17 protein-coding genes are annotated in these 16,908 nt (G+C 46.1%); all 17 read right to left on the minus strand.

Annotation, left to right across the window (positions count from 1 at the left end; translation table 11 throughout):
• Window positions 1–30: 30 nt before the first annotated feature.
• Window positions 31–999 (minus strand): ABC transporter ATP-binding protein, encoded by a 969-nt coding sequence (locus AC5ELV_RS00420; RefSeq protein ID WP_493428721.1) that lies wholly within the window; start codon window positions 997–999, stop codon window positions 31–33.
• Window positions 992–1,975 (minus strand): ABC transporter ATP-binding protein, encoded by a 984-nt coding sequence (locus tag AC5ELV_RS00425; RefSeq protein ID WP_493428722.1) that lies wholly within the window; start codon window positions 1,973–1,975, stop codon window positions 992–994. Before AC5ELV_RS00425 ends, AC5ELV_RS00420 begins: the two co-directional genes overlap by 8 nt.
• Before the next feature lie 13 nt (window positions 1,976–1,988).
• Window positions 1,989–2,915 carry an oligopeptide ABC transporter permease gene (gene opp4C, locus AC5ELV_RS00430; protein WP_493428723.1) on the minus strand — a complete coding sequence of 309 codons (927 nt, stop codon included), beginning with the start codon at window positions 2,913–2,915 and terminating at the stop codon, window positions 1,989–1,991.
• A 15-nt stretch (window positions 2,916–2,930) separates the two neighbouring features.
• Complete coding sequence (locus AC5ELV_RS00435) at window positions 2,931–3,884, minus strand: ABC transporter permease (protein WP_307350198.1); 954 nt, start codon at window positions 3,882–3,884, stop codon at window positions 2,931–2,933.
• Between the two features lie 107 nt (window positions 3,885–3,991).
• On the minus strand, window positions 3,992–5,713 hold the full coding sequence (locus tag AC5ELV_RS00440) for an ABC transporter substrate-binding protein (protein WP_493428724.1): 1,722 nt from the start codon (window positions 5,711–5,713) through the stop codon (window positions 3,992–3,994).
• 202 nt (window positions 5,714–5,915) lie between these two features.
• Entirely contained in the window at window positions 5,916–6,851 is a 936-nt protein-coding gene (locus AC5ELV_RS00445) for an ArsR family transcriptional regulator (RefSeq protein WP_493428725.1), read from the minus strand.
• 253 nt (window positions 6,852–7,104) lie between these two features.
• A complete protein-coding gene (locus AC5ELV_RS00450) occupies window positions 7,105–8,514 on the minus strand; it encodes a discoidin domain-containing protein (protein ID WP_493428726.1) in 1,410 nt (469 codons plus the stop codon).
• A 370-nt stretch (window positions 8,515–8,884) separates the two neighbouring features.
• Window positions 8,885–9,238, minus strand: a complete 354-nt coding sequence (locus AC5ELV_RS00455) for a hypothetical protein (protein WP_493428727.1) — start codon at window positions 9,236–9,238, stop codon at window positions 8,885–8,887.
• A gap of 76 nt (window positions 9,239–9,314) precedes the next feature.
• Window positions 9,315–9,593, minus strand: coding sequence for a hypothetical protein (locus AC5ELV_RS00460; protein WP_493428728.1), 279 nt, complete (start codon window positions 9,591–9,593; stop codon window positions 9,315–9,317).
• A 211-nt stretch (window positions 9,594–9,804) separates the two neighbouring features.
• Complete coding sequence (locus AC5ELV_RS00465; protein WP_493428729.1) at window positions 9,805–10,962, minus strand: amidohydrolase; 1,158 nt, start codon at window positions 10,960–10,962, stop codon at window positions 9,805–9,807.
• Between the two features lie 56 nt (window positions 10,963–11,018).
• Window positions 11,019–12,035 carry an LLM class flavin-dependent oxidoreductase gene (locus AC5ELV_RS00470; RefSeq protein WP_493428730.1) on the minus strand — a complete coding sequence of 339 codons (1,017 nt, stop codon included), beginning with the start codon at window positions 12,033–12,035 and terminating at the stop codon, window positions 11,019–11,021.
• Between the two features lie 15 nt (window positions 12,036–12,050).
• Window positions 12,051–12,803: an amino acid ABC transporter ATP-binding protein gene (locus AC5ELV_RS00475; RefSeq protein WP_025722945.1), complete on the minus strand. Its 753-nt coding sequence runs from the start codon at window positions 12,801–12,803 to the stop codon at window positions 12,051–12,053.
• Window positions 12,800–13,510 carry an amino acid ABC transporter permease gene (locus AC5ELV_RS00480; protein ID WP_493428731.1) on the minus strand — a complete coding sequence of 237 codons (711 nt, stop codon included), beginning with the start codon at window positions 13,508–13,510 and terminating at the stop codon, window positions 12,800–12,802. The genes AC5ELV_RS00475 and AC5ELV_RS00480 overlap by 4 nt, the downstream gene beginning before the upstream one ends.
• Window positions 13,507–14,286, minus strand: coding sequence for an amino acid ABC transporter permease (locus AC5ELV_RS00485; protein WP_493428732.1), 780 nt, complete (start codon window positions 14,284–14,286; stop codon window positions 13,507–13,509). Before AC5ELV_RS00485 ends, AC5ELV_RS00480 begins: the two co-directional genes overlap by 4 nt.
• 76 nt (window positions 14,287–14,362) lie before the next feature.
• Entirely contained in the window at window positions 14,363–15,214 is an 852-nt protein-coding gene (locus AC5ELV_RS00490) for a transporter substrate-binding domain-containing protein (protein ID WP_493428733.1), read from the minus strand.
• 160 nt (window positions 15,215–15,374) lie between these two features.
• Window positions 15,375–16,265, minus strand: coding sequence for a LysR family transcriptional regulator (locus tag AC5ELV_RS00495; RefSeq protein WP_493428734.1), 891 nt, complete (start codon window positions 16,263–16,265; stop codon window positions 15,375–15,377).
• A gap of 109 nt (window positions 16,266–16,374) precedes the next feature.
• On the minus strand, window positions 16,375–16,905 hold the full coding sequence (ssuE, locus tag AC5ELV_RS00500) for an NADPH-dependent FMN reductase (protein WP_493428735.1): 531 nt from the start codon (window positions 16,903–16,905) through the stop codon (window positions 16,375–16,377).
• Between the last annotated feature and the right edge of the window lie 3 nt (window positions 16,906–16,908).

Below are 16,908 nucleotides of genomic sequence, written 5' to 3' on the forward strand. Positions count from 1 at the left end.
AACGGCTTTAAATTTGTTGACTAGCTCTGTTCATTCAGCTAAATGGCAAGCGACCCAGTGATCTGGACGAGCCTCACGATAGAGTGGAATCTCTTTGGAGCAACGGTCGATGGCAAAGGGGCAGCGAGTATGGAATTTGCAGCCCGAAGGCGGATTAACCGGACTTGGAATATCCCCTTTGAGCAAAATTCGTTCTCTTTTCAGCTTCGGTACCGGAATAGGTACAGCCGACAGCAATGCCTTCGTATACGGATGCAACGGATTTCCGAATAGCTCGTCACGCGAAGCCGTCTCGACCATGGAGCCTAGATACATCACGCCAATACGGGAACACAAATGTTCCACCACGCTCAAATCATGCGAGATGAACAAATATGTCAGACCCCGTTCGGCCTGCAATTTGGCGAATAGATTAATAATCTGCGCCTGTATGGACACATCCAGCGCTGATACCGGCTCATCAGCGATAATTAGATCCGGCTGAAGCGCCAGCGCTCGGGCAATGCCGATCCGTTGGCGTTGACCTCCCGAGAATTCATGGGGAAAACGGTCGATATGATACTCCGACAATCCACATAGCTTGAGCACGTCCAGCACAATCTGCCGGACCTCCTCCTTCGTTGCTATACCGTGATCCAGTAGCGCCTCACCAATGGCATCACCAATCCGTACACGCGGATTCAGCGAGCTATACGGGTCTTGAAAGATCAGCTGAATTTTGGGACGAAGTTCCTGCATCCCTTTGGCAGACAAGCTGTGCAGATCCACCCCTTTGTATTTTACGGTACCGTCCGTTTTATCCGTCAATCTAACAATCGTACGGCCCACTGTGCTTTTACCGCTCCCCGATTCCCCTACCAATCCGAACGTTTCGCCCTGACGGATCGTAAAGCTGATATCGTCTACCGCCCGCACATGTCCTGAAGTACGGTTCATAAACCCGGACTTCACCGGAAAGTACGTTTTTAAGCGTTCTATTTCCAACAACGGCTCAGCCATGAACAACCGCCTCCTCATATAACCAGCAGGATGCTTTCTGCTGAGCTGAAACTTCTTTTAGTGTAGGCTCCTTTACACGACAAATGTCCATGCAATGCCCACAGCGGTCGTGAAAATAACAGGAAGTCGTCAGCTCCAGCGGATTAGGGACCTGCCCGGGAATGGAATACAGTTCCTCTTGGCGCTGATTAAGCACCGGTTTGGATTTTAGTAACCCCTGTGTATAAGGATGTTTGGGATGATTGAACAGCTGTACCACTTCGCCTTCCTCGACGATCTTGCCTGCATACATCACAATGACGTAATCAGCCATTTCGGCGACAACACCCAGATCATGGGTGATTAGCATGAGCGACATATTGGATTGGGCTTTAAATTCACGCAGCATATCCAGAATTTGCGCCTGAATCGTTACATCCAGCGCCGTGGTTGGCTCATCCGCGATAAGCAGCTTGGGACCGCAAGAAACAGCAATCGCAATCATAATTCGCTGCAGCATCCCTCCGCTCAGCTCATGCGGATAGCTTTTTAAAATCTGCTCCGGTCGGGATATACCGACCTGTTCGATCAGCTCCAGTGCTCGCTTACGAGCTTGCTTACGACCCATTTTCAAATGCTCAATCAGTGGTTCGGATAGCTGTTCGCCAATGGTCATGACAGGATTCAATGAAGACATCGGCTCCTGAAAGATCATGGAGATTTCATGCCCGCGAATCGTGCGCATTTCATTTCTACTAAGCTCTAGCAGATCGGTTTCCTCAAAACGGATGCTTCCGCCTGCCACTTTACCACCGGGACTCTGGATCAGACCCATGATCGACATCGCGGTAATACTTTTGCCACAGCCCGATTCACCGACAATGCATACCGTTTCCCCCGGCTTCACACGGAAGCTGATATCATCCACCGCTTTAACCGTTCCTTCTTCTGTATAAAAATGAGTGCTTAAATGTTCAATGGAAAGTAAATTGTCCATGGTGTATGATCACCTACCTCTTATGTTTCGGGTCAAGTACATCCCGCAGCCCGTCACCAAAAATATTAATAGCGATGACTGTAGCAAAAATAGACAGTCCTGGCGGTATCCACAACCACGGTCGTTGCTGAAAATCCAGCACATTGTTAGCGGCATCAATCATATTGCCCCAAGTCGGTGTCGTGGGCAGCACGCCAAGGCCAAAGAAGCTAAGTACAGATTCACTCAAGATAGCTCCGCCAATATTCAATGTAGCGATAACGATCAATAACGGCAAAATATTCGGCAGCAGATGCTTGAACAGCTTTCGACGATTCGAGAGTCCCAGTACCGTCGCGGCTTGCATAAATTCACGTTCCCGCAAACTAAGCATCTGGCCCCTCACCATCCGTGCAATCCCCGGCCAGTTGACCAGACTAAGCATCAACATAACAATATACATCCGTTGATCGGGTGGAACCTTCCAGTCAGATAGCAGCGCGCCCATAATAAATAGCAGGGGCAAACTGGGAATTGTCAGCAGCAAATCAGCAACGCGCATAATAATCTGATCCGCAATCCCGCGAAAATATGCGGATATGACCCCCAGCGTAGCCCCCAAAAAGACAGACAATACCATCGAAGCCAAACCCACGGTAAGAGAAATTTGACCTGCCTGCATCACACGTGTCAGCACATCCCGTCCCAGCTTGTCTGTTCCTAACCAGTGCTGGATATTGGGCGCCTTGTTCATCATTAATATATTTGTTTTATTATCGGAATAAGGAGAAAATAACGGACCTATAAAACAGAGCAAAAACATAAATACCACGACGAGCAGACCAGCCATAGCAAGCTTGTTTCTGAACAGCTGCCGGAGCGCTTGCTGCCACATTGAAGATTTAACAGTTGTTCGCAGTCTGCCGTTGCTCTTGCTCAAATTACTGCTCACGGATGACATTCCTTAGCCCCCTTCTTACACTTTCACACGCGGGTCCGCGATGCGATACAAAATATCGGACAACAGTGTCCCGATCACGCTCAATATGGCAATTAGCATCGTAAAGCCCATAAGTAGCGGATAATCCCGGAGCGAAAAGGATTGCATGTACAACTGACCGATCCCCGGCCAATTAAAAATCTTTTCAATAATCAGGGACCCGCCAAACAGCGCAGGTAATTCGAAGCCAACGAGCGTAATGGCAGGCAGTAATGCATTTCTCAATGCGTGCGTAAAAAGTACCTTTCTTTCCTTTAAGCCTTTTGCACGGGCTGTGCGTATATAATCCTGCTGGATTACGTCGATCATATTGCTACGGAAGTAGCGGGTCAACGACCCCAGTCCCAGCAGCGTCATAACGATCACTGGCAAGGTCATATGCTGGAGAACCTCCTTCACATACTCCATACCTGTAGCGTTACTGCCCGTATTGAGCATGCCACCGGGTGGCAGCCACTTCAGGTCAACCGCTGCGATTTTAATCAGATACAACCCGATAAAAAATGAGGGCACAGACATGGCAGCGAAAATGACCACCATCACCAACGTATCAAACCATGAATACTGCTTGTAGGCAGCAACCACACCAACAATGACCGCAATCAGCCAGGTCAGGAAGGTCGATACAACGGCCAGCAAAAACGAGTTCCAGATATACTCATTAAATAAGGTCAGCACGGGCTTCTGCTGAGCAAGCGAGTAACCAAAATTTCCATGCAGCGCATTGCCTAGCCAATTTCCGTAGCGCTCAAGAATAGGCTTATTGAGGCCGTAAATTTCCCTCAGCTCCGCCTTTCTCTCTGGCGACAGCTTCAGATTTCCGCTAATGAAATCTCCCGGTGTCATGGCATACAGGAAAAAAATCATCATCGAAGCGGCCAACAAAATAATAACCATATACGTCAGTCTTTTCGTTAAAAACGAGCTCATGACAGACTCCTTTCAATTCAAGGTCAGGCTACTCATGAAGTTTCCCCCATTTGGGAGGCCCCTTGATCCGAACCTGATGTTCTTCACAAGGGGCCCGCAAATGTGGCTTATTTAAGGGACCATTCGAACAAATTACCAGACAAGCCAATGAACGGACTGACCTTTACATGTTCCATCCGACCATTGTAGGCATACACCGTCTTCTTATAGTTGGTAAAAATTACGGGCAGTTCATCGTTTAGCAGCACATATAATTCTTGATATATTTTCTTGCGTTCTTCCATATTCGTCGTAGACAAGCCTTTTTCATATAGCTCTTTTACCTTTGGATTGTTATATCCCTTGACTTCTCCATTGACGAATTGCTCGATTCCATCTGATGGATCTGTCAGCATGCCTGTTGAGAAGGCGGCAAGATCATAATCTTTACCTTCTACTTTGGCGACCATTGCATTAAAGTCTGCAAAGATTTCCGGCTGTAGGTCAACGCCAATCGCTTTGTAATTTTCAGCCGCAAGCGCAATAAAGGTGTCTGTTTCTGGACGTTTAGAGGTCAGCAGGTGAATGGTCAGCTTCTGTCCATTTTTCTCACGGATACCATCACTACCTTCTACCCAACCCGCTTCATCCAGCAGCTTTTTCGCTTGCTCCGGGTCGTAGTTGTATGGATTGATTCCATCGGTAGTGTAAGACCAGAATATTGGGGAAGCTGGAATGTTTGCGACCGCCCCTGCTCCCTGAGCTGCATCGACATAAATGCTTTTCCGATCCAGTCCATAGGTCAATGCTTGACGAACCTTTTTATCCTTAAGCTTTTCATTTTCAAGATTTACTTGCAAATATCCATAAGTGCTAGGGGTATACGGCAAAATGTTTAAAAAGCCAAGCCCTTTCAGTTTGTCGATATTTTCCTGAGTTGCGGTGAATTGAGCAAAATCGGTATCGCCTGTTTCTATGAATTGCCAAGCGTCGCCTTCTGCTGTTTTGTAAATGAAATGCTGTGTTTTCGGTTTGCCTTTGAAAAAGTGATCATTCGCCTCCAGACGAACTTCTTGCCCTGGAAAGAATTTTTCCAACTTATAAGCCCCATTTCCCAGGGGGCTACTATGTAAATTTTTAAAATAATCCAGTTGTCCAAACTTATAATCCTTGCCGTAGTAGGCTTTGGACAGTACATACTCACCCAGAATCGGCAGAGCCAGCGCGTTTGGTTTTTCCAACGTCGCAGAAATGGTCTGCGCATCAATTACCTTGATTCCTGCAATTTGTTTTGCCTTGCCTTCCGTATAGTCTTTGCCGCCTTTAATGTTCAGCTTTCGGATTTGGCTGTCACCAGGATAAGCCTTGTCATAGATCAACGTCCAGGTAAAAGCGACATCCTCTGCTGTCAAAGGAGAGCCATCACTGAATTTTGTACCAGGAATCAGATGAAACGTGTACGTTAGATTATCCTTGGAAATATCCCAGCTCTTAGCCAGATTGGGCAGCGGAAGCCCCTTCTCGTCTACCGTGACCAGCGGAGTCCACAACTGGGAAATCACGTTGCCGTCATAGCCGCTTTGGTTAAAATACGGAGTGAACACCCCGGCTGGATCAGTCAGGCCAACAATAATCGTGTCGCTTCTCTTTTTGGACACTTCCGGCAATTTGGTTAAATCAGAAGCTTGTACCAGACTTGTTAATGGCTGCGCTGTAGAGGTTGTCTGTGCGGCATCACTATTTTGCGAAGTAGCATCGCTAGCGCTATCTGATCCACCACTCGAGCAAGCTGCTAATAAGGTAGAACTTGCCAGAAGTAGGCTGCTGAGTAGAATAATTCCCTTTTTCAAAATAATCCCCCCAAGTTAATTTATTAAATTCCGATCGAACAAGTTGTAATTAATAAGATAAATCTCATTATAGGAATCTATTCCGGTTCTGTAAAGAGAGAACTCCATTTTTATGTAAAAAAAATAGACGTCCACTCATTTGGATTCCAAATGGTCGGCGTCTATTTGTTTAAAGTGTTAAAGTCTAACGGGTGCGTGCAGCCTAATTTCGCTCCATATAGCCAGTAATGCTCCGATGCATTTCATCCACAGCCGAAAGCCGTGCGCTATAGCCGAGCAATGTTTCACCATCAAAATGTGCATGGATGAAGCCAGAGGCACGAAGCTTAAAAATATGGTCGTGCGTGATTCCCTTGGACAGCTTGAGATGACGGACAATCTCAATAAAGGTTCGTGGAGACTGACTTTGATACAAATATTTTAAAATCTTGAGCCTGCTCTTCTCCCCCAAACTTCGAATCATTCGATATTCCTGTGGGGATAAAAAATCGTCCTCCTGCACATAAATACCTGCCGAATAATGACACAGCAGGAGCGATCCAAATCGATAAATGATATTAATCGGCTGAAAATGGTATTGCGGTACCAGCAACACCTGCGTCAACCCTTCGGAAGGCTCGAATCGGAAGCCATTAGTTGTACGATCCACCCACTCCATAGAGCTATATGCGCCCTTCTCCCGGTTTCTGCGTTCCGCTTCCTGTTTCAGCCCGCTTAGAATCCTTGTATCCACATGACGAAAATACTCTTTATCCCAACCGGATAGCAGCTGCAATGCAAGTTTGCGAAGCTTCTCCATGTCATCAGGCAGCGGTATCCCATAGGCTGATGCCTGTTCGTTTAATTCCTGTACAGTCCGGTTCTCCAGATGGTCTACGACCTCTTCAACGTTCCCGTGGTCAGAAAGCATACAGGCGAGTCCATAAATGACCTTCCAATCTGCATTGATTTCCATAGACTCCAGCAATTCGGACAAACCTGGAGACAGCGTTCCACGCACTTGCTCCGCCCACTCGGCTGATAAATCGGTCTTCTTGTAAGCCTTGCGGCAAATAAAGGTGTGTAAGCTGCTGAGCAGTTCAAACACCGGTCCATATGCTACATGTACATCGTAAGGAGCATTCACGTCGTGACTCATCGCTTTCTGTCCTCTTTTCTTTCATGTCTGATGTCCATTATACATACTATCGTACACCCGTTCATTCTTAGTGATCCATTCATACGAGAATTTAGCAAAACACAGATACAAATATGAAGGAAACAAGTGTCATAATCAAGACGAAAAAAAAAGCCTGATCTCATCAGACTCTAACTGTTCAGCTATGAATTAAAAAAGATTATCTCCCACAAAAATATCGCAGGAGACAACCATTGGACAAATAATATGATGTTTAAAGTTTGTTAGCTGCTACTTTCCACTCTAATATTCCTGTGGAGGCTGAACCTTTGGACACCATTTCAATTCTTAATTTCGTTGTTTTTACAGGCGTAAAAGTAGTCGTATTATACTGGTCTACTGAAGTATCCAATCCATTAGCCTGCTTGACATTAGACCAGCTGCGACCATTCCAATACTTAATCTTGTAAGACTTAGGAACATCAATGCCACCGCCATCTTTAAACCAATAAACATCCGTTTGGGATACCGTATATTCCTGATCAAAATCATATTGGACCCATTGTGTACCCGTCTCAGGCCAGTTACCATACACGGCATGACTTCGATCATTAGAATTAGCAGGTTCAAATCCATCGTTTAGCGCGCTTACATTTTCCCAAGATGAAGTATAAGAGCTGCTAGCCGTTGCCGCAGATGCAATGTTCACGATTTCATCAGGATCTGTTTCAATTGGGCCATCGTCGTCTTTAGTCGTGATTGGGAAACGAGCCGTATCCTTTTTGATTTGACTCCAGGTATACCGCAGCATCCAAACATCCCAGTCGGTGATATGATCGGAATTGCCGGCCCACATAATCGTGTTCGTTGGAAATCCACCTGGTGGACGCTCATGTTCTTCATAAAAGTCGTTTAATCCAAATCCATGCCCAATTTCATGTTCAGTAATCTCAATCTCATCCGAATTCACCGTACTCAGAACGTATTCATCATTCATACGCTGTCCCCAGTCGCCGCCGGCTCCCCCGCCAAAATTTTCTGTGGCCCAGAGATACATATCAAAGCGTTTATCCAATCCACCCGGATACGAATAGTTCGGGTCCGAAAAATGCTCAAACCGGGATATTTCATTAGGCGCAACTGGAAGCGCAGCAGGAATTTCCGGTTTTTCAGAAGCCAGTGTATCTGTAATGGTATCCGTATAAATGACCTCGTCAGGCTGCTTGTCTAGGAGCAGTGAAGGATCAGCAACAGCCCAACCTACCACTTTTACTTTAATATTCTTATAGGGCCAGCCGTCATATCCTTGAAGATGATCTGTCCAATGGTTCATCTGCCGATCTATCATTTTAGTCATATCTTGACGTTGCTTCAGTGTAACGGGCTTAGAGGATTGCCAGCGTATAACATAATTAAGAGTCCCTTTTCCCGCAAAAATTTGATCAAAAATCGTATTTTTACGAGCCGTCGAGCCTTCGGTCAACATTCTATTCTTCCAAACCCATTCCACCGATGATTTGAGATAAGCTGGCATATCAGCTAACGTTGAATCACCCGTTGCCGCAACCACAGAATCCCCGTTTAGATGAGAATCCGCTGATACAAAACTAGCGTTTCCCATCAGTAGTGAGCTAGCAATGACTACTGAAAAAGAAGCCATCATCATTCCTTTTCTGTTCAACATGTATGTACCTCCATATCTATTTGTATTATTGCAGAAGTTTTTCAGAAACGATGATCTCTATCACCTCTCTTTTCGCATTTACGAACAAATCTAGGAGATCAAGAGTACACTATCAAATCTCCTTGTCGTTTTTTGTAAATAATCACAAATCATATTATCACTGGATTATTGCATCGTCAATATTTTCCTTAATGATTTAAATTAGTCATTTTAATCGTATCTTGGAACATATACTTGATCTTTGCATGCAAAAAACTGGTATTTTATAAAATGAAATAACCGTTTATTCACTAAATCAATTCCACCACAGAATTTGATTTTGGAACAAACGGCTCTATTTATAAGCTTTTTCGCACTACTCTAGCATTTTTTAGCGGGTAGGAAAACGGGAGGTATCCTTCTTGACCTGGGTCCAGGTATAACGCAACATCCAGGTATCCCACTCTGTTATTTTGGGAGAATTTCCGGCCCACATAATCGTTGGCACAGGAAAACCACCGGGTGGACGCTCATGTTCTTCATAGAAGTCAGGCAAGCCGAATCCATGCCCCATCTCGTGCTCTGTAATCTGGATTTCATCCGAATTCAAGGTGTTCAGGATATAATCATCAGGCATACGTTGCCCCCAATCACCGCCGGCTCCGCCTTGAAAATTGGACGTTCCCCATAAGTACATATCAAACCGTTTGTCCAGTCCACCCGGGTAAAAATAGTTAGGGTCCATAAAATGTTCAAATCTCGATAGTGCGTTAGGAGCAACCGGAAGTTTAGCAGGAATATTCGGGTCTGTTTTACTTAAGTCATCCGTAATAGTATCCGTGTAAATAATTTAGCGTTCCTTTTCCCGCATAGATTTGATCAAAAATCAAATTTTTACGGTTGGTGGAGCCTTCTTTGACCATTCTATTCTTCCAAACCCATTCTACCGATGGCTTAAATTTAGCAGGTATATCAGCAGCAGCCAAATTAATATTTGTCGACTCTATATCAGAAGTGCTCTCCAAATCTGAGGCTGCTGAACCAATGTTAGCCCCGCCAACCAGTAAAGAAGCAGCCACTATCAATGAAAAAGAAGCCATGATCATTCCTTTTTCTTCGGCATTTCTTTAACCTCCATACCTTTTATTTTTACAAGACATCTAAAAGGACAAACGCCTACTCTATTAGTACACCCACTCTCGATTTTGAATAAAATTACAATTTTATGCTATCATTGGAATGATATAGCGTCAAACAAAAATATCCCCTCTACAAGGAGGGGATAAGTATCCATAGACTAGGCTCGAACTCCTACTCTATGGATTTCAGAGCCGAATCTGCCAGTGAGGCCAGCAGCTTCGCTGTTCCCGGCAACGCACGTTCGTCCAGATCAAAGGCAGGATGATGCCATTCCTGGCTTCCCGCAGTGCCGACAAAGACAAATACACCTGGGATGTTCTTCTGATAAAACCCAAAATCCTCGCTCGCCGAGGATGGTGTGGGACGAACTACATCCAGACCGGCCGCTTCCGCCACCTCCTCCGCGATGGCAGCCAACTTACCGTCATTCAGCACAGGTGGCGGACCCTCGATCCAGCGGATGGTTGCTTTCGTGCCGAAAGCATCGGCAACGCCTTTTACGACCTGTTCGAAGCGCTCAGTCACCTGGGCGCGAACATTTTCGTCAAATGTGCGAATTGTTCCGTCTAAATGGGCGCGGTCAGGAATGATGTTCCAGGCGTTGCCACTGTGCAGCTTCGTGACGCTAATGACCGCGCTATCCAACGGATTAACGCTCCGACTCACAATGGATTGCAGCGCGGTAATGATATGTGACGATACCACGATGGGGTCAATCCCTGCATGCGGCACTGCCGCATGTGTGCTCAGACCCTCCACCTCGATGTAAAAACCATCCGCTGCTGCCATTAGCGGACCTTCTTTGATGCCGACCGTGCCTACGGGCAGGTCCGGCTTGTTATGCAGGCCAAATATGGCCTGCACCCCTGCCAACGCACCGCTATCCAGCACTTGGGCAGCGCCTTTGGCCTTTTCCTCGGCTGGCTGGAACACCAGCCGAATCGTGCCTTTCAGCTCCTGCTCCCGCTGCTTCAGGAGTATGGCTGCTCCTAACAAGGACGCGGTATGAAAATCATGCCCACAGGCATGCATCTTGCCGGGATGCACTGAAGCATAAGACAATCCCGTCTCCTCCTGAATGGGCAACGCATCAATGTCTGCACGAAGCGCGACAATTGGTCCCTCCTGCTGTCCGCCGATTTCTGCTACTAATCCGGTACGTAGCGGCACATCCAGAATCGTTATGTTCTGTTCTTCCAGCAGATGGCGGATAAAGGCGGTAGTTTCAACCTCCTCGTTAGATAGCTCGGGATTTCGATGCAGATGGCGGCGAATGTCCACCAGCTTCTGCTCCAAGACCTGCTCCTTCGTTCCGGCTGATCCACTCATCCCTATACCTCCTTTGCGAACCCAAAATAGTTACAATTCTCTCAGACCAACAACAGCTAGGACTGCACAGGCAATCCGGCAAAAGCTTCATGCAACAACTCGAACGAGCGCACGCGCTTGTGTATATCCCTTATTCCTGTCGTAACAATCAGCTCATCGGCCTGATACTTCGCTTGAATTTCCGTCAGCACAGCATAGATTTCGTCTTTATTCCCTTTGTTAATTTGCGCTTGTGTAGCTTCAATTGTATATTCTTCACCCGATTGCTTGCCGAACTGTTCTGCACTTTCCAGCGTGCCCACCGTAGCCGTCTTGCCACTGGCCAGTTGAATTTTGTACAGCTTGTGCTCACCTGCTAACTCCGCAGCTTCCTCGTAAGTGTCCGCTACGATGACTGAAAGCGCAAAAAGAGCTTTCGGCTCACGTCCATAACTATAATCGAAAGACTCCCGATACGTACGGAATGAATCCAATGCAACCTGCTCACTACTATTGATAAATTGCGAGAAAACATAGGGCAACCCTAAACGCGCAGCAATTCCAGCACTGTCTGTACTTGTACCCAATACGTAAATATCCGCTGGTGTTTCTGGAATCGGATTCGCCTGCAACCCGGCTAACGGTCCTTCTTCAGACGGAATATTATGAATATAGCGACTTACTTCATCAATTTTTTCTTCGAGAGAAGGCGCATCATGCACATTGCGTTGTAACGCCTGTGTGGATTTCGGCAACCCGCCCGGCGCGCGTCCAATGCCCAAATCTACGCGACCCGGTGCAAGAGAGGACAGCACATTAAAGTTTTCAGCTACTTTATAAGGGCTGTAATGCTGAAGCATCACTCCACCAGATCCGACTTTAATACGCTCAGTGCGTGCCAGCAAATGGGAAATGAGTACCTCTGGCGAAGAGCCCGCAACCTGCTCGGAATCGTGATGCTCTGATACCCAGAAGCGCGTAAACCCCAATTCCTCTACACGCTGTGCTAGCTTAATCGTATTACGAAGGGCCTGCGCTGCTGTTTCTCCCTCGTGTATAGGGCTTTGATCCAATACTCCGATTTTAATACCCATGTCTCCCTCTCCCGTCTAAATTGAATAGTTATATTCCGGTGTAATCCGTTTCAGAAATTGTTTGGTACGTTCCTCTTTGGGGTGGTTAAAAATGTCGTCCGGTGTGCCTTCCTCGATAATATGACCGCCATCCATAAATACCACATGATTTGAAACATCACGCGCAAAGCCCATTTCATGTGTAACGACAATCATTGTAATGCCTTCCTTCGCAATCTTGCGGATCACCGACAGCACCTCACCCACCAACTCAGGGTCCAGCGCCGAAGTCGGCTCATCGAACAAAATCACTTCCGGGTTCAGCGCCAAAGCACGCGCTATGCCGACACGCTGCTGCTGCCCGCCAGATAGCTGGCTTGGATAATGATTCAGCTTTTCACCCAGTCCGACCTTTTCCAGCACTTCAATGCTGATTTTTTTCGCTTCCTCCTGCTTGACCTTGCGGACAACGACAAGTCCCTCCATGACATTTTCCAGGGCTGTTTTATGCTTGAACAAATTGTATTGCTGAAAAACCATGGCCGTCTTTTGACGTAGAGCCAAAACATCCTTCTTCGCCGGTCGCTTGCAGTTCACTGTAAAATCGCCAATGCTCACTTCCCCATCATTCGGCTTTTCCAGATAATTAATGCAGCGCAGCAGAGTCGTTTTACCTGAACCGCTCGGGCCTAAAATAACGACGACCTCGCCTTTGTTCACGGTCAAATCAATGCCTTTGAGCACTTCATGTTTGCCGAACGACTTCGTTATATTTTGCAGACGGATCATGATGCTCGACCTCCATTAAACACATTGATTTTTTTCTCCACCAAGCCGGATATTCGTTCAATCAATACCGTCAAGCCCCAAAATAGCAGTGCAGCTGCGATATACACCTCTAAATATTTCCAGTTGGTAGATGCCAGAATTTCAGCCTGTGCCTGGATTTCTGTGACCGAAACCGTGAAGGCCAAGGTAGAGCCATGCAGCATCCCAATAACGGAATTCGTTAGATTTGGCAAACTCACCACGAATGCCTGCGGAAATACAATCCGTCTCAGCACTTGCCACGTCGTCATACCAACGGCATAAGCCGCCTCGATCTGCCCCTTGTTGACCGATTGAATTCCAGAACGGACGACCTCAGACATATACGCGCCACTGGTAATGGAAAACGAAATAAGTGCAAATACCATATAAGGAACATCTTTGGAATGCAGCGGCCAGCCGAAATGCTTCGCTCCCGCATCAATCAACAAAGGCAAACTGAAATAAATAAGCAGCAAATGCATCAGCATCGGTGTGCCACGGATAAAGGTAACGTAACCGTGAGAAATTTGCGACAACACAGGAACCTTATAGATTCGCGCCAGTGCCGTTATCATACCGATGACCAACCCTGCCAGTACGGAAACCACCGTAATAATTAAAGTGTTGGGCAGCGCGGAGAACAACCCTAAAAAGGCAGTATATATAAATCCAAAATCCAGACTCATATGCCTTTACCTCCTTTACTAAGACGGGGACTTCTCAGGTAACGCACCACAAAACTTTTTCGTTTTTCGGGTTCTTTCTGTACTGCATCCCGATGCTCATGCCGGAGAAGCGTATTTTCCAGCAGCTTGAACAATTTTTGTAAAATCAGACTGATCACCAGATAGATAAGGGATAACGCGATATAGGTTTCAACAAAATGCTGGGTAGCCGAGCCTAATGTCTGTGACTTCCCTGTCATCTCCATCGCTCCGATCGTAAATGCCAGTGAAGTATCCTTCAGATTGCCAATCACCAGATTGGAAAATACAGGAACCACGACAGCCAGCGCTTGCGGCATTATGATACGTGTAAAAGTCTGATAGCCTGACATGCCGACGGACTGTGCAGCCTCGATTTGTCCCCGATCTACAGCCTCTACTCCTGACCTGATAATTTCGGAAATAAAGGCTCCACTATTGAGCGCGTAGGTTGCTACGGCAAACCACAGCACATCCCATCTGGAGGAATTGATATCCACCAGCTTTAGTAGCTCTGGTAGGCCGTAATACACCAGAAACAATTGGATTAGAATAGGTGTTCCGCGAAAAAAGGAAACATACACCTGAGAAATACGTTTGAGAAATGGAATGTTATACATGCGAGGCAGCGCAACCAACAGACCAATGATAAGCCCCAATACAAGCGAGCTTGCCACAATAAACAAGGTGATGTGTAAGTAAGACAGCATTTTCGGGATAAAGCTAAAAACATAGTCAATATTGAACTCTCTGCTCATATGCCTGCCTCCTTTCTATACATCAACGGTCAGAATACATTGAGTACCCTGACCGCTGAAATGTCCAAGTCTATCCTTACTTCTTACTGCTGCTACCTTCTTTTTTCACATCTTCCAGAGACTTAGTGAAATCCTCTCCAAGCCATTTAATGCTCAGCTTCGACAGCGTACCGTCGTCCTTCACTTCCTGAATGGCTTTGTCCAGGTCATCCGCCAATCCTTGCTCATTTTTGTTCAGTACATACAGCACATCCGATTGAGTCAAAGGATCACCAACGGTTTTCAGAGCTACTTCTCCTTTTTCATCGGTGTTAAAACGGTTCGCAAAATCTGTCGTAACGGTAGCATCTATACGGCCGCTCGTAATTTGTTGCACCGTATCATTGGCTGCACCACTCGTATAAACGATATTCAGGGCATCTGCGTGGGTTTTGTTATACTCTTTCAGCACATACGCCGCATTACTGGTTGGGCTGGTGAGTACCTTTTTCCCTTTCAAATCATCAATTGAATGAATGGTATTGTTATCCTTCGCTACAGCGACTCTGTTCAAAAAAATGCTATACGGATTTTTGTTGAACAGATACTTGGCTTCGCGCTCCGGGTTTTTTTCCATTTGATGCGATACCAGATCAATTTTTCCGGCATCGAGACTTAGCAGCAAGTTTCCAAAGTCCATCGTTTTAAATTCAAATTCGTATTGAGGCAGGCGCTTGTCCAGCTCCTTAATCAGCTCCACATCAAAACCTGTTAAATTTCCGTTTTCGTCAATAAAGCATACATTTTTGAATTGAGTACCTGTGCCTACGATAATTTTCTTCACATCTCCATTTGAACCTGACGCGCTTGACGCGTTATCTGAGGAACCGCAGCCTGCCAACACCAGGATGATTGCCATAACTGACAATATTGCAAACCACTTTTTCATATGAATCCCCCTCATCTCTTTGTATATCAGCAGTTTGCGACATACATGGTAGCTACAACATCCAATAATTCATAATTCCTATAAGCTTAATCGGTTTTAGGATGTGATTAATTTAACATCTGGAAACCTATACGTCAATCTACCAAGCTATAGAACATTTCTATAACAAAACCGCACCCCGGAAACCCTCTGTCAGTGCATCTGCAAAATCCGAGGTCACTGCACAGTCTTCTTTGGTCGCAATTATGCTAATCTGCATCGACACCCCAGCTACCTCTGGAACATGGATACGGAACAGTTTCTGATCTTTCACTTCACGGTTTACACAGACATCCGGCAAGAATGCAATACCCGCTTCTTCCAATACCAGCTTTTTGGCCGTGACCACATTGTCTACCTGAAAAGCAATGTCCGGTGGCTGCTCCAGTGATTCAAAAGCGCGATGAATCCTCATCCAATCTAGTGATCCGCATTCAAAAAACACGAGTGTTTCACGTTGAATATCCTGTATGCTGGCCTTTCCTGTCTTCATAAACGGATGGCCGTCGTATACATACAGGGAAATCGGATCTTCATAAAAGGCAAGCGTACGGATAGCCGGATGCATCACTTTACGGACAAAACTAATGTCTACCTCACGGTTCAACAGTTTATGTAGCAGTTGATCCGTCGTAGCCGTCACAATTTTGTAATTAACCTCTGGATAACGAGCACGAAGCTGCTTTAATATTTCAGGAATAATGTAGTTCGACACCGATATCGTGCAGCCAATTCGAATTTGCTGAGGGGCTTTCTTACGCTGTTGGAGCTTTTGCTTCCCTTTTTGCAGCACCTGAAGCATCTGCTCCGCATAAGGAAGAAACTTTCGTCCATCCTCCGTCAAAACCGTTTGCTTGCTTTGGCGGTCGAACAGCTTGCATCCTAGCTCGCGCTCTAGCGTCTGAATCCGGGCTGTGACAGAAGGCTGGGACAAGAACAAGGCTTCTGCCGCCTTATTAAAGCTCCCATAATGATTCACGTATACAAAGGCTTCCATATTCTCGATATTCATACGCAAGTCCCCCAGTAAGTTTTTATAGACACTTATCCAATATGTTAACTTGGTTTTTTTGTATCATAAAACTCACTGAACGACCTGTCAATGGACATATTGAAAATATCTATAATTTTAATAGCTCATTTAGTTCTTTAACAGAACGTCCCAACCGTGCAACCAATTCTTCGGACAACCCGTACGCTCCATCTGGCAGACGTTCGACCCACTGATCCACTGCATACACACCGCCAAGAATATGTCTTCCGCCCAATGCATTAATAACCGGCTTCAATGCATAGTCAATGACCAGCAGGTGAGCCAGTGTGCCTCCGATAAATAAAGGCAGGACCGGTTTCCCTCTTAGTCCCTCCTGCGGAACCAAATCTAGGAATGTTTTCAATAGTCCTGAATAGGACGCCTTATAGACTGGAGAAGCCACAATGACGGCATCCGCTGCTGCAATCAGCGCAAGTGATGCTGTGATGTCGGGGCTCTTAAAGTTAGCTGTGACTAGATCCTCCGCTGGCAAGTCGACCACATTCAGTAATGTGACCTCCGCTCCAGCCTGCTGCAACTGCTCCGTTGTATAGTTAATCAAGCCATATAAACGAGATTGTGTAGACGGACTGCCTGATAGGATGACAACCTTGGACATATT

The organism is Paenibacillus sp. NMA1017 (genome assembly GCF_058895805.1).